Source organism: Methylobacterium nodulans ORS 2060, from assembly GCF_000022085.1.
GTDB classification, from domain to species: domain Bacteria; phylum Pseudomonadota; class Alphaproteobacteria; order Rhizobiales; family Beijerinckiaceae; genus Methylobacterium; species Methylobacterium nodulans.
On sequence record NC_011894.1, the window covers coordinates 4,973,678 to 4,992,615 of the forward strand.

20 protein-coding genes and 2 pseudogenes are annotated in these 18,938 nt (G+C 69.2%); 12 read left to right on the plus strand and 10 right to left on the minus strand.

Annotation, left to right across the window (positions count from 1 at the left end; genetic code table 11):
- Positions 1 to 96: 96 nt before the first annotated feature.
- The 5 genes from MNOD_RS23045 to MNOD_RS23065 all read left to right on the plus strand — a co-directional run bounded on the left by MNOD_RS23045 (position 97) and on the right by MNOD_RS23065 (position 3,690).
- Positions 97 to 1,170 carry an ABC transporter substrate-binding protein gene (locus MNOD_RS23045; protein ID WP_015931373.1) on the plus strand — a complete coding sequence of 358 codons (1,074 nt, stop codon included), beginning with the start codon at positions 97 to 99 and terminating at the stop codon, positions 1,168 to 1,170.
- Between the two features lie 80 nt (positions 1,171 to 1,250).
- Positions 1,251 to 2,096, plus strand: a complete 846-nt coding sequence (locus MNOD_RS23050; protein WP_015931374.1) for an ABC transporter permease — start codon at positions 1,251 to 1,253, stop codon at positions 2,094 to 2,096.
- A 38-nt stretch (positions 2,097 to 2,134) separates the two neighbouring features.
- A complete protein-coding gene (locus tag MNOD_RS23055) occupies positions 2,135 to 2,914 on the plus strand; it encodes an ABC transporter ATP-binding protein (RefSeq protein WP_015931375.1) in 780 nt (259 codons plus the stop codon).
- On the plus strand, positions 2,886 to 3,374 hold the full coding sequence (locus MNOD_RS23060; RefSeq protein WP_015931376.1) for a tetratricopeptide repeat protein: 489 nt from the start codon (positions 2,886 to 2,888) through the stop codon (positions 3,372 to 3,374). The genes MNOD_RS23055 and MNOD_RS23060 overlap by 29 nt, the downstream gene beginning before the upstream one ends.
- A gap of 25 nt (positions 3,375 to 3,399) precedes the next feature.
- Complete coding sequence (locus MNOD_RS23065) at positions 3,400 to 3,690, plus strand: hypothetical protein (RefSeq protein ID WP_015931377.1); 291 nt, start codon at positions 3,400 to 3,402, stop codon at positions 3,688 to 3,690.
- 50 nt (positions 3,691 to 3,740) lie between these two features.
- Here the strand turns inward: MNOD_RS23065 and MNOD_RS23070 are convergent.
- The 9 genes and pseudogenes from MNOD_RS23070 to MNOD_RS23110 all read right to left on the minus strand — a co-directional run.
- A pseudogene (locus MNOD_RS23070) lies at positions 3,741 to 4,013 on the minus strand (aminotransferase class V-fold PLP-dependent enzyme); the annotation flags it as partial.
- Positions 3,998 to 4,240, minus strand: a pseudogene (locus MNOD_RS23075) (family 2B encapsulin nanocompartment shell protein); the annotation flags it as partial. The pseudogenes MNOD_RS23070 and MNOD_RS23075, both read right to left, overlap by 16 nt.
- 385 nt (positions 4,241 to 4,625) lie before the next feature.
- The gene (gene cysE, locus MNOD_RS23080; RefSeq protein ID WP_015931379.1) at positions 4,626 to 5,468 is read right to left on the minus strand and encodes a serine O-acetyltransferase; all 843 of its coding nucleotides are present in this window, start codon (positions 5,466 to 5,468) and stop codon (positions 4,626 to 4,628) included.
- 4 nt (positions 5,469 to 5,472) lie between these two features.
- Positions 5,473 to 5,646 carry a hypothetical protein gene (locus MNOD_RS23085; protein ID WP_425277486.1) on the minus strand — a complete coding sequence of 58 codons (174 nt, stop codon included), beginning with the start codon at positions 5,644 to 5,646 and terminating at the stop codon, positions 5,473 to 5,475.
- A 737-nt stretch (positions 5,647 to 6,383) separates the two neighbouring features.
- Positions 6,384 to 7,142: an ABC transporter ATP-binding protein gene (locus MNOD_RS23090; RefSeq protein ID WP_015931381.1), complete on the minus strand. Its 759-nt coding sequence runs from the start codon at positions 7,140 to 7,142 to the stop codon at positions 6,384 to 6,386.
- Positions 7,130 to 7,885 (minus strand): ABC transporter permease, encoded by a 756-nt coding sequence (locus tag MNOD_RS23095; RefSeq protein WP_015931382.1) that lies wholly within the window; start codon positions 7,883 to 7,885, stop codon positions 7,130 to 7,132. Before MNOD_RS23095 ends, MNOD_RS23090 begins: the two co-directional genes overlap by 13 nt.
- Positions 7,882 to 8,922: an ABC transporter substrate-binding protein gene (locus MNOD_RS23100; RefSeq protein ID WP_015931383.1), complete on the minus strand. Its 1,041-nt coding sequence runs from the start codon at positions 8,920 to 8,922 to the stop codon at positions 7,882 to 7,884. Before MNOD_RS23100 ends, MNOD_RS23095 begins: the two co-directional genes overlap by 4 nt.
- A 383-nt stretch (positions 8,923 to 9,305) precedes the next feature.
- The gene (locus MNOD_RS23105; protein ID WP_015931384.1) at positions 9,306 to 9,806 is read right to left on the minus strand and encodes an Lrp/AsnC family transcriptional regulator; all 501 of its coding nucleotides are present in this window, start codon (positions 9,804 to 9,806) and stop codon (positions 9,306 to 9,308) included.
- 440 nt (positions 9,807 to 10,246) lie between these two features.
- Positions 10,247 to 11,467: an ATP-grasp domain-containing protein gene (locus MNOD_RS23110; RefSeq protein ID WP_015931385.1), complete on the minus strand. Its 1,221-nt coding sequence runs from the start codon at positions 11,465 to 11,467 to the stop codon at positions 10,247 to 10,249.
- A gap of 309 nt (positions 11,468 to 11,776) precedes the next feature.
- On the opposite strand from MNOD_RS23110, the gene MNOD_RS23115 reads away from it, so the two are divergent.
- From MNOD_RS23115 to MNOD_RS23145, 7 genes are all read left to right on the plus strand, one after another.
- A complete protein-coding gene (locus MNOD_RS23115; protein WP_015931386.1) occupies positions 11,777 to 12,196 on the plus strand; it encodes a hypothetical protein in 420 nt (139 codons plus the stop codon).
- 235 nt (positions 12,197 to 12,431) lie between these two features.
- Entirely contained in the window at positions 12,432 to 12,617 is a 186-nt protein-coding gene (locus MNOD_RS23120; RefSeq protein WP_015931387.1) for a hypothetical protein, read from the plus strand.
- Positions 12,618 to 12,709: 92 nt separating this feature from the next.
- Positions 12,710 to 13,087, plus strand: a complete 378-nt coding sequence (locus MNOD_RS23125) for a hypothetical protein (protein WP_043749268.1) — start codon at positions 12,710 to 12,712, stop codon at positions 13,085 to 13,087.
- 74 nt (positions 13,088 to 13,161) lie between these two features.
- Positions 13,162 to 14,067 carry a LysR family transcriptional regulator gene (locus MNOD_RS23130; RefSeq protein WP_015931389.1) on the plus strand — a complete coding sequence of 302 codons (906 nt, stop codon included), beginning with the start codon at positions 13,162 to 13,164 and terminating at the stop codon, positions 14,065 to 14,067.
- A 110-nt stretch (positions 14,068 to 14,177) separates the two neighbouring features.
- Complete coding sequence (locus MNOD_RS23135) at positions 14,178 to 15,371, plus strand: CaiB/BaiF CoA transferase family protein (protein WP_015931390.1); 1,194 nt, start codon at positions 14,178 to 14,180, stop codon at positions 15,369 to 15,371.
- A complete protein-coding gene (locus tag MNOD_RS23140) occupies positions 15,368 to 16,294 on the plus strand; it encodes a hydroxymethylglutaryl-CoA lyase (protein WP_015931391.1) in 927 nt (308 codons plus the stop codon). Before MNOD_RS23135 ends, MNOD_RS23140 begins: the two co-directional genes overlap by 4 nt.
- Positions 16,295 to 16,365: 71 nt before the next feature.
- On the plus strand, positions 16,366 to 17,688 hold the full coding sequence (locus MNOD_RS23145; RefSeq protein WP_015931392.1) for an MFS transporter: 1,323 nt from the start codon (positions 16,366 to 16,368) through the stop codon (positions 17,686 to 17,688).
- 476 nt (positions 17,689 to 18,164) lie between these two features.
- Here MNOD_RS23145 and MNOD_RS23150 read toward each other — a convergent pair whose 3' ends face one another.
- On the minus strand, positions 18,165 to 18,722 hold the full coding sequence (locus tag MNOD_RS23150; RefSeq protein ID WP_015931393.1) for an urease accessory protein UreE: 558 nt from the start codon (positions 18,720 to 18,722) through the stop codon (positions 18,165 to 18,167).
- Between the last annotated feature and the right edge of the window lie 216 nt (positions 18,723 to 18,938).

The following is an 18,938-nucleotide window of genomic DNA, read 5'->3' on the forward strand; positions in this document are numbered from 1 at the left end:
CTTGCAGCCGCCTTGGCAGTAGTATACTAAAAATATGGAATTTATAGTCTGATCTCGAATAGGGCGTTCGCGGCAGCGCTCTCAGGAGACAACCCCATGGGCCACCATCACCACGTCGTGTCGGCGCTCGCTGCGCTCGGCGCCATCGCGTTCAGTGTTCTCGGCGTTGCGACACCCTCACGCGCAGAGACGCTGCCCTCGATCAATCTTCAGCTCACGCCATGGACCGTGGTGGCGCGCAAGAAGGGCTTTTTCAAAGACGAATTCGACAAGATCGGCACGACGCAGGTGAACCTGATCGCCTCCGGCGCGGCCGAGCTGCTCGGCGCCGAGGCCGCGGCGGTCGGCGGCGGCGCGATCGCGATCGCCCAGCGCATGATCTATCCGGCGACGGTGCACCGCGCGAACGGGCTCGACGGCGTGGTGATCTGGGCGTCCGAACCCTCGAACCGCTACCGCGCACCGATCCTCGCCCGCGCGAACAACGACGCCATCAAGACGGTGGCGGATCTCGACGGCAAGAAATTCGGGTCGAGCCGCATCAGCTGCTACTGGTCGTCGCCCTTCGAGATCCTGGAGAAGGCCGGGCTGCCCTTCGACTCCCGCGAGAAGCAGGGGCGCGTGCGCTACACGTCGATCGACAACCCCGCCGTCGCGATCTCCTCGGTGCTGTCGGGCGCAACCGACGCCACCACCGCCCATCTCGCGGCCGGCGCCTTCGCTGGCGCTTGGCTCTCGGGCAAGCTGAAGGTGGTCGGCCGCTCGCCGGACGACGGCATCTACGTCAACAATGCCGGTCGGGTGACCTACTTCGCCCGCCGCGACTTCGTGAACAAGTATCCCGAGGTGGTGAAGGCGTTCCTCGCCGCCCGCGAGCGCACCCGCGAATGGACCGCCGACAACGTGGACGAGGCGGCCGAGATCATCGCCCGCGAGACCCGCGTGCCCGTCGAGGTCGCCAAGTTCCAGATCACGCATGTCGGCGAGTGGGAGTTCATGGCCGGCGAGCCGAATGCCGAGCGCGCCCGCAACGCCATCAAGATCTTCCAGGCCTGGTACATCGCCCACGGCGACGACATCCTGTCGGAGCGCAAGCTCTCCGACGAGCAGATCAATGCCTTCATCGACGGACGCTTCTTCGCCGGCGGTCAATACTCGATCTACAACTGAGCGCATCGGCTCCGGCGTCGCCTCGTCGATGGCCGGAGCCTTGCCGTCGTCTCCGAATCCAACGGGACCCGACTTCCATCATGAGCGACACCGCGAATACGATTGCCGGCGCGGGCTTTGCGGACACGGCCTCGGCGGTGCGGGCCGTCCGGGCTCCGAAGGTCCGGCGCCGCGGCTTCGGCCTCACGGGCCTCGTCCTGCCGCTCACGATCCTGGTGCTGTGGGAGGCATCCGCCACCTTCCGCTGGATCGATCCCGTCTTCCTGCCGGCGCCGCAGCTGGTCGCGGCCGCCTTCTGGAAGATGCTGACCGCCCAGAACCTGGCGCTCGATTTCCTGGCCAGCATCTCGATCGTCGGTCAGGCGTTCCTCTACGGCTCCGCCGCCGCCATCCTGCTCGGGATCGCCGCCGGCCTGTCCCGGCGGGTCGAGGAGTTCTTCGGCCCGACCTTCGACACCATCCGGCACATCCCCGGCATCGCCTGGCTGCCGCTCATCGTGCTGTGGCTCGGCATCGGCGCGCCGGCCAAGGTGCTGGTGATCGCGAAATCCGTGTTCTTCCCGGTCTTCCTGAACACGCTCCAGGGCATCCGGAACGTCGACAAGAACCATGTCGAGCTCGCCCGGGCGCTGACCCTCACGCGCTGGCAACTAGTGCGCCGCGTGGTGCTGCCCTCGGCGCTGCCGAGCATCCTGGTCTCGCTGCGCTACGCCGCCGGCCTCGCCTGGGCCCTGGTGGTGGTGGCGGAAGGTCTCAGCGGACTTGAGGGTCTCGGCTTCCTCATCTTCCGGGCGCAGGGGCTGCTGCTCACCGATCAGCTCATGGTCTGCATGGTCGTCATCGGTCTGGTCGGCTTCGCCATCGACCGCGGCATGGCCCTGGTGCAACGGCGCCTGCTGCGCTGGAAGCAGGGTTTCGAGGGATGAGCGGCCCGCCGGCACCCGATCGCAGAAGGAGCGCTCCCATGGCCGCCGCTGGTCGCCTCGACATCCGCGACGTCTCCAAGACCTATCAGGTCGAGGGCCGTCCTCCGCTCACCGTGCTCTCCCGCGTCAGCTTCGACGTGGCCGCAGGCTCGTTCGTCTCGCTGCTCGGCCCGAGCGGCTGCGGCAAGTCCACGCTGCTGCGCCTGATCCTCGGCCTCGATCCCGAATACGACGGCGACATCCTGGTCGACGGGGAGCGGATCTCCGGCCCCGGGCTCGCCCGCGGCATCGTCTTTCAGGATCACCGGCTGCTGCCGTGGCTGACGCTGGAGCAGAATGTTGCGCTCAGCCTTGAGAACTCCCGCTGGTCCGCGGCCGAGAAGGCGCAGGCGGTGCGCGAGCACATCGCGCTCGTGGGATTGCGCGGCTTCGAGAAAGCCTATCCGCACCAGCTCTCGGGCGGCATGGCCCAGCGCGCGGCGATCGCGCGGGGGCTCGCCAACCGGCCGGAGATCCTGTTGCTGGACGAGCCCCTCGGCGCCCTCGACGCCCTCACCCGCGTGCGTCTGCAGGGCGAATTGCAGCGCATCTGGAGGGTGGAGAAGGTCACCATGATCCTCGTGACCCACGACGTCGACGAGGCGATCTTCCTCAGCGACGAGGTGATCGTGATGAGCACGGGGCCCGGCCGGGTGGCGGAACGCATCGCGATCGATCTCGACGGCGCCCGCGACCGGGCCGGCGCGGCGTTCGCCGCCACCAAGCGCCGCATTCTCCGGGCCATGGGCGATGATGTCGGCCACCGCGATGCCGCCTGACCGGCTCCGGCGGGCTGCCTTCGCGGCCGGCGCCCTCGTGCTCGGCCTCGCCGCGGGCGCGTCCGCCATGGACACGGCGCCGTCCACCGATCTGCCCGATCTCTCGGCCGCGCGCGCCAAGATCTACGCGGAAGAGTACGAGGCCGCCGCCGCCGAACTCGGCGCCTTGACCGCGACCGTGCGGCACGCCGATCTCTACAACCTGCGGGCCTTCGCGCTGCGCAAGCTGAAGCGCTACGACGAGGCCGCGCGCTGGTACAAGGAAGCGCTGTTCTACGACCCGACCCATCGCCCGGCGCTCGCGTATCAGGGCGAGCTGTTCCTCGCGATCGGCGACCTCGCCCATGCCCGCAACAACCTCAAGCTCCTGCGCCTGCTGTGCCACCCGAACGGCTGCGAGGAGCTCCGCCGGCTGGAGGCCGCCCTCGTCGCGGCCGGCGTGGACCCGCCACCATCCTGAACCAGGGGCGCCGCCGCGGCGCGGGATGGTGCCCTGCGGGACGACGGGGCCGATCCGCCACCCGCGTGGTCGCCGGGCGTGGGCCCGGCAGACGCAAAAGGGGACCTGGACCATCTCCCCCAACACCGACCTGCCGGCCGATGCCGCGCAGGAGCTGCAGGGCAATATGGGCGAGTCGGGCTTCATCCGTGCGGTCGCGGACACGGGCGACAAGGAACTCTTTCGCCTGATCAACGACGCATTGGCTTCCACCGATCTCGGATCGAGGAAGACGCTCGTCGACGCGGCCCAGAAGCAGCTCGACGTCGTGCGCTGACCGGGCCGGCGGGAGCGAAGGCGTCCGCGGACGCCGTCGCGCTCCGCTTCTCAGAGCCGCGGCAGGGTCCGCAGCGCGTGCAGGAAGACGTCCACATCCTCGCGCGTGTTGTAGAAGGCGAGCGAGGCGCGCACCGACTCGCTCACCCCGAAGCGCCGCAGGGCCGGCAGCGCGCAGTGATGGCCGGCCCGCACCGCGATCCCGTGCCGGTCGAGGTGCTGGGCCACCGCCGCGTTCTCCTGCCTCTCGATCACGAAGGACATCACGCTCGCCTTCTGGCGCGCGGCGCCGAGAAGCCGCAATCCCTTGATCTCGGCGAGGCCGACCGGATGCTGCGCGTCCCGCCCTCGCTCGCGAGATCGACGCGGCCGGGCTTGGCGAGCACCACCGCGCGCCGCTTCACCCGGTAGACGCCGCCCGACACGTTCACGAAGGGCAGGAGGCGCAACAGGAAGCGCGGGGTGTTAGCGCTGTTCTGGACCGCCGTGACGGTTGCGGTCGCGAGATTGCGTGCCGCGGCGGCGCTCACGCTCAGGCCTGGACCACTCATGGCCGGGAGACTCCTTCAGAATGGGAACGGATGTGACGCAGGCGTGCACGGACAGACCGCACGGATTCCGTACAGGCATGCAGGCTCCGGCGCATGGATGCGCCGGTTGTCCGAACTAAAGTCTTGATATTCGGCGCCGATGACTTGCGGACGCCGCGGAACAGGGTTCGTCTAACGTCATGGGGCCGCAAGCGTCAATGGAATGTTTAGCATTCCGCCATGTCTTTGCACCACGGATCGCCAAGGATCGAGAAGGGTCGCCCAAAACTGCGGGTGAGAACAGAACAATGTTCTCCTGGCGCGCGTGCCGGCACGCCGAAGAGAGCAGGATTTGTCGGGAATGGTTTTTCGCGGACCCGCGCGGGAGTGCTTGAGTCCCGCCTGCTCAGATGCCGTCGCCGAAGAACTGGTCCATGCTGAGCGCCGGGTCCTCGCCCTGGGGGGTGCGGCTGATCACCCGGGCTGGCACGCCGGCCACCGTCGTATGGGGCGGGACGTCGTGCAGGACGACGGCCGCCGCCGCCACCTTGGCACCCTCCCCAATCCGGATGTTGCCGAGCACCTTGGCGCCCACGCTGAGCAGCACGCCGCGGCTGATCTTCGGATGGCGGTCGCCGGTCTCCTTGCCGTTGCCGCCGAGTGTGACCGACTGGAGGATCGAGACGTCGTCGGCGATCACCGTGGTCTCGCCGATGACGACGCCGGTGGCGTGATCGATGAACACGCCCGAGCCGATCCGGGCGGCCGGGTGGATGTCGGCCCCGAACACCTCCGACATCCGGCTCTGCACGTGCAGGCTGAGCGTCGCCCGGCCCTGGTGCCAGAGCCAATGGGCGACCCGGTAGGCTTCGAGGGCGGCGAGCCCCTTGTAGAAGAGGAACGGGTCGAGGTAGCGGCGGCAGGTGGGATCGCGCTCGCGGATGGCGACGAGGTCGCGCACCGCGTGGGCGCTGGCCTGCGGGTCGGTCGCGAAGGCCGAGAGGCAGAGGTCGCGCATGGCGAGCCGCGCGAGGTCGCCGTCCCCGAGCCGGTGCGCCACCCGGTAGGCGAAGGCGTGGGCGAGGCTCGGCTGGTCGAGGATCGTCGCCTGCAGGATGCCCGCGTAGAGCGGCTCCTCGATCAGGGCGGCCTCGGCCTCGGCGCGCAATTCGCGCCAGACGTCGTCGACCGCGCTGCTGCGGCTCTTCTCGCGCAGGGGCGGCGCGGTCGGGGACGGGATCGCGCCCATCGGCTCAAAGCGCGACGCGCTGGAACAGGGCCGAGACGTAGCCGCGCAGGAGCTCGTGGCCGTCGAACTGCACGTCGAGGGCGAGGAGCCCGTCCGCCGCCTCGTGGATGCCGATCACCTCGCCGGTGGCGTGACGCCAGATGCCGAGGGCCTCGGCGACATCGAGCCTTGCGAACACGACTTGATCTCCTGGAACCATGACCTGCCTCCGAGGACCGACGCGGTTGCCATCCCGCACGGGGCGGCGGCCATGCTGCGGAACCGCGATCCTCCAAGGTTCTCGAACCGGCCAGCTCAACGGACCGTCCCGCCAGAACCTTCTCCCTAGAGGTCGCTTGAGAGATAAACACTTCTTATCCAGAATGGATATGAAGAACAAATCTCTCACGCGTCCCGCTTCACTGAGAGATTATGGTGCGTCATCGCACGCTTTACAAGGGATAACTGCCAGATGGGGTGTATCGTGCGGCTCGGCGTTCGAGAAAAGACTTTGCCCGCCGCGGCCGGATGCCCTAGGGCTGCGCCGCGCCGCAGGGCGCGCGGAGCGGACGGCGCAATGCAGACGAGTTCCTTCCTGGCGCTCTTCGCGGGACTAAATATAGAACCTGACGTGCGTGGAAGCCGCCCCGCTCCTCTGCTGAGGTGCAGGCGATCGCAGATCGCACTGGCGATCGAAGATCGCGCAGGCTGCCTCGAAGCACGCCTGACCGGTGCTCCCAGCCACCAGAGCCTCGGACCAGCGGTCAGGCGTGCGTGCCGGCTGATGCCGGCCGGAGGCTCCGTGCGATCTGCGATCGCCAGGAGCATCTCAGCATGAGGGCGGTTGAGGGTGCCATCAGAGGGAGGGGCACTTAGTCAGCCACGGTGTCATCCGCCAGGGTCGGCTGCGCCTCGCCGCCTCCTGAGCGGCCGCGGTCAGGCCGGGACGCGATCCGGTGCCGTCAGGTCCCGGCGGATCAGATGCGCCGTCTCCTGCAGGGCCGGCGCCGTGCGGTCGCGCGGTCGCGGCGCCGGGATGGCGTGCGCGGCCACGATTCGGCCGGGCGCCCCCGCCAGAACCACGACCCGGTCGGCGAGGTAGACCGCCTCCTCGATGTCGTGGGTAACGAACAGGACGGTCTGGCCGGAGGCGCGGCAGAGGCGGGCGAGTTCGTCCTGCAAGCTCTCGCGGGTCAGCGCGTCGAGGGCCGAGAACGGCTCGTCCATCAAGAGCACGTGCGGTTCGACCGCGAGCGCGCGGGCAAGCGCCGCGCGCTGGCGCTGCCCGCCGGAGAGCTGGAACGGCCAGCGTCCGGCGAGGTCGGCAAGGCCGACCCGGGCGAGCGCCTCCAAGGCCCGCCGGCGCCGCTCGGCGCGCGGGATCCGCAGCTTCTCCAGCCCGAAGGCCACGTTGTCGACGATCCGCCGCCAGGGCAGCAGGCGGGCATCCTGGAACACCAGGGCGACCGCCCGGCGGCCCGGCGCCGGCGGGCTCACCGTCACGGTGCCGGCGCTCGGGCGCACGAGGTCGGCGATCACCCGCAGCAGCGTCGACTTCCCCACGCCGGAGGCGCCCACGATGGCCAGGAACTCCCCGGGCGCGATGTCGAGGTCGAGGCTCGCGAGCACCGCCGTGCGGGTGCGGTCGCGCGCGAACGCGAGGGTGAGGCCCCGGATGCTGATCAGGCCCACCATCGCAGCATCCGGCGCTGGAGGGCGGTGAAGGCGGCGTCGAACACGCCGTAGAGCAGCGCCATGGTGAGCATGTAGACGACCACGATGTCGGTCGCGAGGAGCGTCGAGGCCTGCATCATCCGCTGGCCGAGGCCGGCGACGCCGAAGATCTCGGCCGCCACCACCGCCATCCAGGCCTGCCCGATGGCGGTGCGCACGCCCACGAGAATACCCGGGGTCGCGGCGGGCCAGACCACGGTGAGGAGGCGCTCCGGGGCGGAGCGGAAGCCGAAGGCCTCCGCCACCTCCACGAGGTCGCGGTCGACGCCCCGGATCGCGCCGTGGCTCGCGAAGTAGACGATCCAGAACACCCCGACCGCGATGATGAACACCGCCGCGGCCGGGCTCACCCCGAACCAGATGATCGCGAAGGGCACCCAGGCGAGGCCGGGCACCGGGCGCAGCACCCGCACCACCCAGGCGCTCAAGCTCTCGGCCGTCCGGAACAGGCCCGTGAGCGTCCCGGCCGCAATGCCGAGACCGACGCCGAGCGCGAGCCCGGCCGTGTAGTGTCCCAGACTGCTGCCGGCGGCGGCGAGCCACTGGCCGGAGCGCAGTTCCCGCAGGAACGACTCCGGCAGGACCGAGGGCGGGGGCAGGAAGGCGGGGTTGACGAGGCCCGCCCGCGGCACCGCCTCCCAGAGCGCGAAGAAGGCGACGAGCCCGACGAGCGGGAGCAGCGCCGCGCCGCGGCGGGGCCTCACCGGCCCGCCGCGGCGCGCTCGTAGAGGCGCGGTTCGAACAGGCCGTCGAGGGGCACTTCGCGGTCGAGGGCGCCGATCTTCACCTGATAGCGCTGCATGGCGGCGGTGGCCTCCACGACGGCGCGAGGATCGGCGATGAACCGGGTGGCCGGCGAGGCGAGCGCGCGGCGGATCGTGGCGAGGTCGACGAGACCCTTGCCGAGGGCCGCCTCGACGACGGGCGCGACGCGGGTCGGATCGCGGCCGATCAGGTCCACGGCCCGCACGATCCCGGACACCACCGCCTGCGCGGTCTCGGGCTCCCGATCGAGGAGCGTCCGCGTGAGGGCCACGATGGTGCCGGGCTGGTTGGGGAACATCTCGCCGCCGAGCGCGACGAGGCGGATCGCCGGATCGCGGCCGGTGACGATCGAGACGGCCGGCTCGCGCAGAGTGCCGCCCTCGACGGCGCCCGCCAGAATGGCCTGCTGGGTCGCGTCGATCCCCATCGAGACGATGGCGACGTCCTTCGGATCGGCCTTCGCCACCTCCCAGAGCCAGTGCTGGAGCGTGGTGTTGGGGACGGAGCCGAGGGGCTGGGTGGCGAGCCGGGCCGGTGCGCCGGACGCGGCTCGGAAGCGGCGGAACGCCTCGGCGGGCGCGAGCCCGGGCTCGACATGGCGGGCGAGCCGCGGGCCGGCGACGAACACGTTCTCCTCGACGGCCGTCGCTGTCACGACCTTGACGTCGATGCCGCGCGCCCGGGCGACGCCGAGCGGCGCCACGCCCGCCACGTAGACGTCGAGGGTGCCCGATGCCAGCGCCTGGATCATGTTGGGGCCGGATTCGAAGGTCGTGAGGCTCAGGCTGAGCCCCGCCTCCTTGAGCCAGCCCTCCCGCTCGGCGACGAAGATCGGGGCGGCGGCGAGGATCGGGATCACGCCGACCCGCAGGGGAGCGCTGCGTCCCTGCGCCCGGGCCCCCACCGTCGCGGCGAGCGCCGCGCCGGCCCCGAGGATCGGGCCTGCCCCAAGGATGCTGCGTCGCGTGAAGGTCATGACAGGCCGACGGGATGAGGTGACAGCGCCGGCTTAGAGCATCCTGTCGCAAGAGTGCAAGCACGTGACCGAAAGAAGGTGATCATCCCTTCGTTCGGCTCCAGAAGAGACGAGTCTTTCTCCTGGCAGCCGGCGCGAAAGAAGATCGTTCGGCGGCCCCGCGGGGGATCCGGAGTCAGGAGCGCGCGGCATCCCCCGGGAAGAAGCGGTGTGGGCGCGGCAGTCCGAGCTGCTCGCGCAGCGTCGTGCCTGCGTGTGCGGTGCGAAACAGGCCGCGGCGCTGCGCGAGCTGGCGGACGGTGAGCCCCTCGGAGAATTGTTCTCTCTAAAGAACGATCCCCTGCGAGGAGACCGTCACTGCCGGGGCGCTGCCGGGTGAAAGATCATTCCCCGATTACGGGGGGCTGCAGGGCCCTCTTCCGAGCGGGAGGGGCCGGGAGCGGCAAGGCGGTGGTTGACTTCACCTTCTGCATGGCGAACCGCGAGGTCACGTTCTTGAGAGGCAGGGTCGCGGTCAAGCGCTTGTAGAAGATGTCGTAGGCCGCCATGTCGGAGACGACGACGCGCAGCATGTAGTCCACGTCGCCGGCCATCCGGTAGAATTCGAGCACCTCCGGCATCGTAGTGATTTCACTCGCAAAGCGATCCAGCCAGTCCTTGGAATGATCGGCGGCCTCGATCGAGACGAAAACCGTCAGTCCGAGCCCGAGCTTGTCCGGATCGAGCACAGCCACGCGGCGGTTGATGACGCCGTCGGCCTGTAGCCGCTGGATGCGCTTCCAGCACGGCGTTTGCGACAATCCAACCTGCTCGCCGATGACAGAGACCGAGAGCGTGGCATCCGTCTGCAGAAGCGCGAGGATCTTCAAGTCGATCGGGTCCAAGGGGTCTCTCTCTTGCGGCGTGTGGGAAAGGGCATTCGAGGGCGCGTGAATGGCCCGATATCGTTCTTTATAACGAACATCTCGGACGGGCTGCAAGCCGGTGGGCGCGGCCAGCGGAAGGGCCTTTCCGGACCCGGGGCTGGTCGGCGAGGATGCGCAGGGGCGGGTGTGGGTGCGCCATGTATGTAGTTATTATATGGAATTTGTAAACTATATTGCCTTGATGGCCTCCACGACGGGGAGGCGAAGATGCGGTCAATGCCGGTGGGTGCCGATGCCGGCGGCGAAGGGTGCCGCCGCGATGCGGGTCAGCTACTGCCGCTTCGCCCCGGCGAAGCTCCACACGCCCTGATCGAGTGCTTCCCTCCAGGTGGCCGGTTCGGGCGAGTTTTCCGAGGTGGCGGCCGAGGAAGCCATATCTCGTGCTGAATCTGATCGGCTCAGGCCATCTGCTGAATCCGGCGCATGGCCTCGGGCGTGAGGAGATGAGCACCCCAGCCCCGGCTCGCCATCGCCTGGGCTCTGGTTGGCCGCGCGAGGAGCGCGAGTGCAGCGCCGAGCACCGGCAGAGCACTTGGCGGATCGAGATACGCCGGGGTCAGTTCCTCCTGCGTTCGCGCAAACGGACCCGACCTGCCGAGGAGATCGACGATCGTCCGGACCACCGCACTCCGGCTTCCGGTTCGGAGCGCGGCCCCGAGCAGGGCCTGCAAGGCGAGACGTGTCCGCAGGCCCGGCTGGCTGGTGTGAAGTCGGGGGATGGGTGTCCCCACAGAGACCTGGACGAGCAGCTCCGCGAGGTTGAGGCCCGCCAGCGTGGCAGCCATGGGCTCGACGAGGCGCGGATTGCCGTCGATGTAGAGCGGATGCTCCCCGCTCTCGTCGATGAAGTAGTCGACGGAGAGAGCCCCGTGCCAGGCCAGGTGCGACCCGATCCGGGCCAGGTCGCGCGCGACCCTGGGCCGCCAGACGCTCTCCTTGAGGGCGGCGCCACCGCCGGCTCCCTCGATGAGCCGGCGCGTCGCATGGAACCCGACGAGGCGCCCTGTCTGGAAGACCGCCTGGGCTTGCTCCAGAGGAGCACTCACCCAATCCTGCATGAGGATCGGCTCGCCCGCGATGGTCGTCCGCGCGATCTCCGCGGCGGCACGGTCGCGGTCCGCTTGGCACCGGACCAGCCAGGTGCTGCGGCTCGCCGTGCCCACGGAAGTCTTGACGACGAATGGATAAGCCTCCCGCTGGAGGAGGCTGCGTGGATTATCGACAAGGATGGTTCGTGGCTGGGGAAGATCGAGCTCCGTCAGGAGATCGTAAAGGCCAACCTTTGTCTGGACGCGGGCGTAACTGTCAAAGCTCGGCAGGGCCAGGGCTGCATGAGGGCGCAGCTCCTCGGCGACGCGAGCGATGAGATAGCCCTGCTCATGGATCGGCAAGACTACATCGGCAATCCGTGCCGCGAGCAATTCTCGCAGGAACACACGGTAGCCCTCCGGATCCGTGCCGAGGGGTGGGCACCGGTAGCGGTGGGAGACGAGCCGGGAGAAGCGTCCCAGACACACGGGCTCCGGATCGCAGAACGCGACTTGGTGGCCCGAGAGCGCAAGGGCCGTGATGGCTTGGCGAGCGGACGTGCTGCTGCCTTCTGTCAACAGAATGCGCACCCGCCGCTCGTTACCTGTTTGACCGCCCTGACATGAGGCAGCCAGTATAGCCGCAACAGCCGGATACTTGCGAGCCTGGCAGGGAGTCCGATTCTCCTGGCTTGGATCTGCGTGCCATTGCGAGCAGGCCCGCCAGGACGGCGGATCGGGCGCGCGCCGCCGTGCCGCCCGTCACATTTCGATCTTCAGGCTAACGATGCTGACCGGACCGGCGGTCGAGGATCGCGGCGGGCTGGGTTTGCGCCACATCAAGGCGGCGCAGCATCGGAGCGTTCACCCTGGTCCTGGCTGGATTGGAGGAGAGCGATCATGCCTGCATCCGACGATACCGGGACCCTCGCCGGCCTCTATGGCTGGATGCTCGCGCCCCTGACCGAATGGACGCGGCTGATTGCAGCCGCACAGGAAATAAGAAATGTCGACGACGAGTGGATGCGAACGATGCTCGAGGACCGCGCCGTCGCTCTCCCGGCATCCCCACCGGTGATGAATGCGAGTTTTGCCAACCTGGCCCCGATGCTCAAGGCTCTCGACCTCGATCCAGAGACCATTCGAACCGACGCGCCTGCGAAAATGTTCAAGCTGGAGCAGGCGTGTTCTGCCTGCACCAAACGCAGCCACTGCGACCGCGAACTGACCGCCGGCATGGCGGCCATCACCTACCTCGATTTCTGCCCGAACGCGGCGCGCCTTGAGGATCTGGTGCGCGAGGCCAAGGCAGCGGCGTAGACCGAGCGCGAGGCGGCCTTCGGGCGCATCGCCCATGCCAGCCGCCTTCCTTGGCGGAAGCGAGCGATAGCCCGAGACGCGGCCCTTGCGGCCCGCATGGCTCATGCGGCGAATGGTTGTTCCGTGCCGCCGATCGATACCGCCGAGGAGGGGCGACGACGGCTGTCACGACGGACTTCGCGCTCGGGCGCAGGCGAGGCATGATCGGGCGCGTGTCGAATCCAGGGTGCCCAGGATGGCCGAAGCCGAGGTGAAGAAGCTGGTCCGCGTGCTGACCGTCGAGGTCGGCTATGGATACCGGCTGCTGATCGAGACCGACGACGGTACTGTGCTGAAGGTGAGCGCGACCCGTGACCAGGTGGAGAACCTCGCCCGTCAGCTCACGCGGCTGACCGAGGACGAAGAGCAGGCCGGCGGGTGACCGCCGCACTTGGACGCGCGATGCCTCTGACGGTCTCCGCCGTGCCAAGCGTCACCGCCTGCTCTCCGTCGAGGCTCGCGATGAGACGTCGCGTGCTGACGGCTGCTTGCGCCGTGATGGTCGTCGCGGCGGCTCGCGCCGAGCCGGTCCGCCTGGTGGGAAGGACGGGCTTCCTGGGTGAATGGGCCATCGCCGCCAGCCTGGATCCTGCGGCCGGCCAAGCGCCGGGCGGGTTGCTGAAAGGGCCTCTCACCCTGAAGCACACCGGAATGTGCTCCCCGGGAGGAGGCGCCGAGGAGAAGAACGGCGAGATGACACTGACGCCGGGGCGTGGCGGGCGCGTCGCCGTGCGATTGCGAGCCGGCGACCAGGATTGCAGCTTCGATGGGGCGCTGCCCACGGGTCCCGGCAGCGCGATGCGCTGCACGGATGGCAGCGTCTATCCTCTCGACCTGAAGCGCGCGCCGTAAGGTCCCGCCGTGCAGGCAGCGCCCCGCCCGGAAGGCCTGAGCCGCGATGCGCGGTCGATCTACCAGGAAGGTCGATGCTCCCACCGAACATTCTGCGCCGGCTCGATCTGACGACGCTCCGCCTCTTCGTGACCATCTGCGAGGACGGCACCCTCACCAAGGCTGCGCGGAATGCCGCGATCGCGCCGTCGGCCGTGAGCAAGCGCCTGGTCGAACTGGAGCAGAGCCTCGGCGTCACGCTCCTCGTCCGACAGGCGCGCGGCATGGCGGTCACGCCCGCCGGCGAGACGCTCCTGCATCACGCGCGCCGCATGCTGCACAATGCCGAGCTGATCGCGCTCGAACTGGCCGAGCACGCCAAGGGCGTGCGTGGTATCGTGCGCATGCTCGCCAATCTGTCCGCCATCGTTCAATTCCTTCCAGAAGACCTGCGGGCCTTCCTGGCCCGTCAGGACGCGATCAAGATCGACCTGGAGGAGCGCCCGAGCGGCGGTGTCGTGAGAGGTGTCGAGGAGGGATTGGCCGATCTCGGAATCTGCGCGGGCACGACGCCCACCCGCAGCCTGCGAAGCCTCCTCTACCGGCGCGATCAGCTCGTTCTCGTCATGCGGCCCGACCATCCCCTGGCCGGACGCCCGGAACTCGCCTTCCGCGACACGCTGGACTACGACTTCGTCGGCCTTCATGCCGAGAGTTCGATCTACGCGAGCGTCCGCAACGAGGCCCAGAGCGTCGGTCGTCCGCTCCGGCTGCGGGTCCATGTTCCGGGCTTCGACGCGGTCTGCCGGATGGCGCAGGCCGACATGGGATTGGGCGTCGTCCCGCGCGAGGTGTTCGCGCTCTTCGGCGCCTCCATGGACCTCGTCGCCGTTCCCCTCTCCGATTCATGGGCGCGGCGCGAGCTGCGGATCGTGACCCGCGACGCTTCCCTCCCGCCGGCAGCCAGCCTCCTCGTCGCCCACCTCGCGCAGGCGGAGTGATCTACGCAAGCGTTCTCCTCTCGCGAACGGTCGTGATCAAAAGACGGTTGGATCGCCCCCAGCGTCCTCAACTATAGAATGATCAACCATCGCATATCGAGGAGACGCCCATGCCCGGGCCGCTTGCCGGCATCCGTGTGCTCGAACTCGGCCAGCTAATCGCGGCGCCCTTCGCCGCGCGGCTGATGGCGGAGTTCGGCGCGGAGGTGATCAAGGTCGAGGCGCCGGAGGACGGCGATCCCCTGCGCAAATGGCGCAAGCTGCACAACGGCACGTCACTCTGGTGGTACCTCCAGTCCCGCAACAAGAAGTCGATCGCGGTTGACCTGAAGGCCCCGGACGGCGCAGCCGTCGTCAAGGCGCTCGCGGCGAGCGCCGACGTGGTGATCGAGAACTTCCGCCCGGGCGGGCTGGAGAAGCTCGGGCTCGGCTGGGAGCAGCTCTCGGCGGTCAACCCGAACCTCGTCATGGTTCGCATCTCGGGCTACGGCCAGACCGGACCCTACCGCGACCGGCCGGGCTTCGGCGCGATCGGCGAGGCGATGGGCGGCATCCGCTACACGACGGGTGATCCCGACAGCCCGCCTGCGCGCGTCGGCATCAGCATCGGCGACACGCTCGCCTCCCTGCATGGCGTGATCGGCGCCCTCATGGCGGTGCTGCGGGTCAAGACGGGCCAGGGCCGGGGCCAGGTGGTCGATGTCTCCCTGGTCGAGAGCGTGTTCAACGTGATGGAGAGCCTTGTGCCGGAATACGACCTCCTGGGCGAGGTCCGCACGCGGACCGGCGGCGCGCTGCCCGGCATCACGCCGTCGAACACCTACCCGACCTGCGACGGCGGCTACGTGGTGATCGCGGGCAACAGCGATCCGATCTTCCGCCGCCTGATGGCCGCGATCGGCCGGCCCGACCTCGGCGCCGATCCGGACCTGCGCTCCAACGACGGCCGGACGGCCCGGGCCGCCATGCTGGACGAGGTGATCGCGGGCTGGTCGCGGACCAAGACCGTCACGGAGGCCCTCGCGATCCTGGACGCGGCCGAGGTGCCGGCCGGACGCATCTACTCGGTCGCCGATATCGTGGCCGACCCGCACTATGCCGCCCGCGACATGATCCTCACCGCCGAGCTGCCCGACGGCACGCCGGTGAAGATGCCCGGCATCGTCCCGAAGCTCTCCGAGACGCCCGGCGAGGTGCGCTGGTCCGGGCCGGCGCTGGGCGCCCACACCGACGCGGTGCTGTCGGAACTCGGGTTCGACGAGCCGGCGATCGCCGCCCTGCGGCAGGCGGGAGCGGTGGCATGAGCGCCCGCGACGTGCTGATCGTCCAGGAGGTCGCGCCGCGCGACGGCTTCCAGATCGAGCCCCGGTTCATCGAGACCGCCGACAAGATCGCCCTGATCGACGCGCTCTCGCGGGCGGGCTTCACCCGCATCGAGGCGACGTCCTTCGTCTCGCCGAAGGCGGTGCCGGCACTGCGCGACGCCGCCGAGGTGCTCGAGCGGATCGCGCGGTGCCCGGGGACGATCTACGTGGCGCTGGTCCCCAACCTGAAGGGGGCCGAGCGCGCCCTTGCGGCGAAGGCCGACGAGCTCAACCTCGTGATGTCGGCGAGCGAGACGCATAACCGCGCCAATATGGGCCTCACCTGCGAGGCCTCGCTCGCCGCCTTCGCGCGGATCGTCGAGGCCGCGCGCGGCACGGGGGTGCGCCTCAACGCCACGGTCGCGACGGCTTTCGGCTGCCCCTTCGAGGGTGCGCAGGCGCCCGAGCGCGTCCTCGATCTCGTGAACCGCTACCTCGCCCTCGGCGTGGAGGGGGTGACGCTCGCCGACACGACCGGCATGGCGAACCCGCTCCAGGTCCGCAGGCTCGTCGCGCGGGCCTTGTCCCGCATCCCGGCCGAGCGCCTGACCCTGCATTTTCACAATACGCGCGGCCTCGGCCTCGCCAACGTCCTGGCCGCCCGCGAGGCCGGGGCTTTGCGCTTCGACGCGGCCCTCGGAGGTCTCGGCGGCTGTCCGTTCGCGCCGGGGGCGACCGGCAATATCTGCACCGAGGATCTCGTCAGCATGTGCCACGAGATGGCCATCGCGACGGGCCTCGACCTCGACGCGCTGATCCGCCTGTCGCGCGGCCTGCCGGCGCTCGTCGGCCACGACGTCCCGGGGCAGGTCGCGAAAGCCGGACGGCCCTGCGACCTCCACGCGCCGCCTCGGACCGCCTGACCCGGCCCGCAACGAATGAGAGCCGCCCATCCAAGGCGGCCCCGTCCAGCCATTCCTCTAGGGAGACTTCCATGTCCGCTGCCATGTCGGCCACCTTAGCCGTGACGGATGACGTCTCGGTCGCCTCCGTCATCCGCAAGATCGCCTGGCGGCTCATGCCGCTGATCATGGTCTGCTATCTGTTCGCCTTCTTCGACCGCATCAACATCAGCTTCGCCAAGTTCCAGCTGCAGAGCGACCTGGGCTTCAGCAATACCGCCTACGGCCTCGGCGCCAGCCTGTTCGTGATCGGCTACGTGCTCTTCGAGGTGCCCTCGAACCTGATCCTGTACCGGGTCGGGGCGCGGCGCTGGATCGCCCGGATCATGATCTCGTGGGGCCTCGCGACCGCCGCCATGGTGTTCATCACACAGGAGTGGCAGTTCTATGCGCTGCGCTTCCTCATCGGCGCCATGGAGGCGGGATTTGCACCGGGCATCCTGTATTACCTGACGCTCTGGTTCCCGGCCTCGTACCGGGGGCGCATCACCTCGCTCCTGTTTGTCGCCTCCGCCTTTTCGGGCATCGTCGGCGCGCCGCTCTCGGGCCTGATCCTCGGGCATCTGAACGGCGTGGCGGGGCTGGCCGGCTGGCAGTGGCTGTTCCTCGCTGGTGGCCTGCCCTGCCTGGCGCTCGGCGCACTCGTGCTCGGCCGCTTCGACGACCGGCTCCAGGATGCGCGCTGGCTCACCGACGCGGAGAAGGCGCTCGTCGGCTCCCAGATCACAAAGGCCAATCGTGACATCGGGGACCATTCCCTGCTCGGGGCGATCCGTACGCCCGGCTTCCTGACGATCGGCCTGATCTACTTTCTGATCCAGATCGGCTCCTACGGCCTCAACTTCTGGGGGCCGGACCTCATTCGAACGGCGAGCGGTGCCGGCGCGGGGACGGTCGGGCTGCTGGCCGCGCTGCCCTATGTCTGCGGCGCGATCAGCATGGTTCTCGTCGGACGCATCTCGGATGCGTCGGGCCAGCGGCCAAAATTCGTGGCCGGCCTCACCCTCCTGGCCGGGCTGGGGTTCTTCGCGGCCGGCCTGTTCGACAGCCGAATCCTCCCGTTGATGCTCGCGCTCTGCGGACTGGGGGCCGGGATCGTGGCGTCGATCCCGACCTTCTGGACGCTGCCGCCGAAGCTCGTCACCGGCGTCGGCGCGGCGGGAGGCATCGCGCTCATCAACACGCTCGGGCAGTTCGGCGGCATCGTCAGTCCGGTGATGGTCGGCTGGGTGAAGGACCTGACGGGCTCGACCACCCCGGCCCTCTACGTGATCGGCGGTCTCTGCATCCTTTGCGCGCTGCTCGCCCAGTTCGGGCTGCCCACGCAATTGCGCAGGAGCGATCGGGCGAACTGACGCCCGGTTCCTTGACGAGGAGCGCCCGTCGCCGCTCCGCACATTGCAGATTCGCGCCGCTTACCCGATCGCGTCGGATTGCCAGGGCTGCGCGAATCCAATCCTCCAGACAGGCGGGGCGAGGTGGAGGCAAGAGCGCATCAGCCCAACCGAGATCGGTCCATGCTTCGGCAGCTGGCATCAGCCCCCGGAGATTGCGTCGGAACGAGCAAACCTGATTCGGGTCCGGGCGTGTCAGGCGGCCAGAGAGGCTGGAATTGCCAAGCCGCAGACGCCTAGTCGCGCCCGAGCGTCGACCGTCCAGTGCCGCTCATTTCTCAGCGTGACAATTGGGCACAAGCTCGGCAAAAGCCGAACAGGGATGAAGCGTAAGGCGCTGATCTAAAAAGGCAAATCCAGATCAGCCCAACCCATCGAGCATCCGAGCGACGCTGAAGCGCCAGGAGGCGAGGGCGGCCGCCCCCGCGCCCGCTCGTTCAGTGGTCGTGATGATGATGCCCGTGGTCATGGTCGTGGTGATGGTGGTCGTGCGCGTGGCCGTGGTGATGGTGGTGATCGTGCCCGTGATGGCCGTGGTGATCGTGGCCGCACTGGCTGTGATCGTGGGCGACCACCTCGCGCTCGGGCCGGAACGGCCGCTCGACGGGGGAGGAGGCGCAGCCCTGGCCGCGGATCAGCTCCGCCACGACCGGATCCGCCTTCACGTAGAGCGCATCCGGCGTCACTTCGACCAGGACGTGGTTGCTCCCGAACTGCCATGCGAGGCGGGTGAGCCGCACCAGGTTCTCGGCGCGCACCTCGAGCAGAGCTTCGGCCGCCGCGGCGATGCGCACCAGCCGCCCATCCTCCAGGCGCAGCGCGTCGCCGTCCTCCAGGGTGGCCGCGCGGTCGAGATCGAGCCGGAAGGCCAGGCCGCCCGCCGCGACATGCGTCCCCTCGCGCCGGCTGCGGGCGGCGTGGTCGAGGGTGACGGTGTCGGCGACCGCGTCCGGCCGGACGGCGGGCTTGCGGACGATGGTGGTGGCGCGCAGCATGCGGGCTCCTCGCGGATGTCGTTCGGCGTCCCCCTCCTCTACGCATCGTCGGGGCGGGTGTCACACGATTTGCGACGGCTTTCCCCGCGCCGACCGTGGCCGCGATGCCGCGCCGGACCATTTTCGCGCCGCCGCAGGCCGCCCGGGCCGCCGATCGGTCCCACGGTCATTTGGTGTTCAGCAGTCGGACAGCTAGGCTGTAGACAGCGGCGACCG

Excerpts from the sequence above, each read along its gene's own strand:
- MNOD_RS23045 (WP_015931373.1), top strand. The coding sequence starts at position 97 with ATGGGCCACCATCACCACGTCGTGTCGGCGCTCGCTGCGCTCGGCGCC.
- MNOD_RS23050 (WP_015931374.1), top strand. The coding sequence starts at position 1,251 with ATGAGCGACACCGCGAATACGATTGCCGGCGCGGGCTTTGCGGACACG.
- MNOD_RS23055 (WP_015931375.1), top strand. The coding sequence starts at position 2,135 with ATGGCCGCCGCTGGTCGCCTCGACATCCGCGACGTCTCCAAGACCTAT.
- MNOD_RS23060 (WP_015931376.1), top strand. The coding sequence starts at position 2,886 with ATGATGTCGGCCACCGCGATGCCGCCTGACCGGCTCCGGCGGGCTGCC.
- MNOD_RS23065 (WP_015931377.1), top strand. The coding sequence starts at position 3,400 with ATGGTGCCCTGCGGGACGACGGGGCCGATCCGCCACCCGCGTGGTCGC.
- cysE (WP_015931379.1), bottom strand. The coding sequence starts at position 5,468 with ATGGGCGCGATCCCGTCCCCGACCGCGCCGCCCCTGCGCGAGAAGAGC.
- MNOD_RS23090 (WP_015931381.1), bottom strand. The coding sequence starts at position 7,142 with ATGGTGGGCCTGATCAGCATCCGGGGCCTCACCCTCGCGTTCGCGCGC.
- MNOD_RS23100 (WP_015931383.1), bottom strand. The coding sequence starts at position 8,922 with ATGACCTTCACGCGACGCAGCATCCTTGGGGCAGGCCCGATCCTCGGG.
- MNOD_RS23115 (WP_015931386.1), top strand. The coding sequence starts at position 11,777 with ATGCCTGCATCCGACGATACCGGGACCCTCGCCGGCCTCTATGGCTGG.
- MNOD_RS23120 (WP_015931387.1), top strand. The coding sequence starts at position 12,432 with ATGGCCGAAGCCGAGGTGAAGAAGCTGGTCCGCGTGCTGACCGTCGAG.
- MNOD_RS23130 (WP_015931389.1), top strand. The coding sequence starts at position 13,162 with ATGCTCCCACCGAACATTCTGCGCCGGCTCGATCTGACGACGCTCCGC.
- MNOD_RS23135 (WP_015931390.1), top strand. The coding sequence starts at position 14,178 with ATGCCCGGGCCGCTTGCCGGCATCCGTGTGCTCGAACTCGGCCAGCTA.
- MNOD_RS23140 (WP_015931391.1), top strand. The coding sequence starts at position 15,368 with ATGAGCGCCCGCGACGTGCTGATCGTCCAGGAGGTCGCGCCGCGCGAC.
- MNOD_RS23145 (WP_015931392.1), top strand. The coding sequence starts at position 16,366 with ATGTCCGCTGCCATGTCGGCCACCTTAGCCGTGACGGATGACGTCTCG.
- MNOD_RS23150 (WP_015931393.1), bottom strand. The coding sequence starts at position 18,722 with ATGCTGCGCGCCACCACCATCGTCCGCAAGCCCGCCGTCCGGCCGGAC.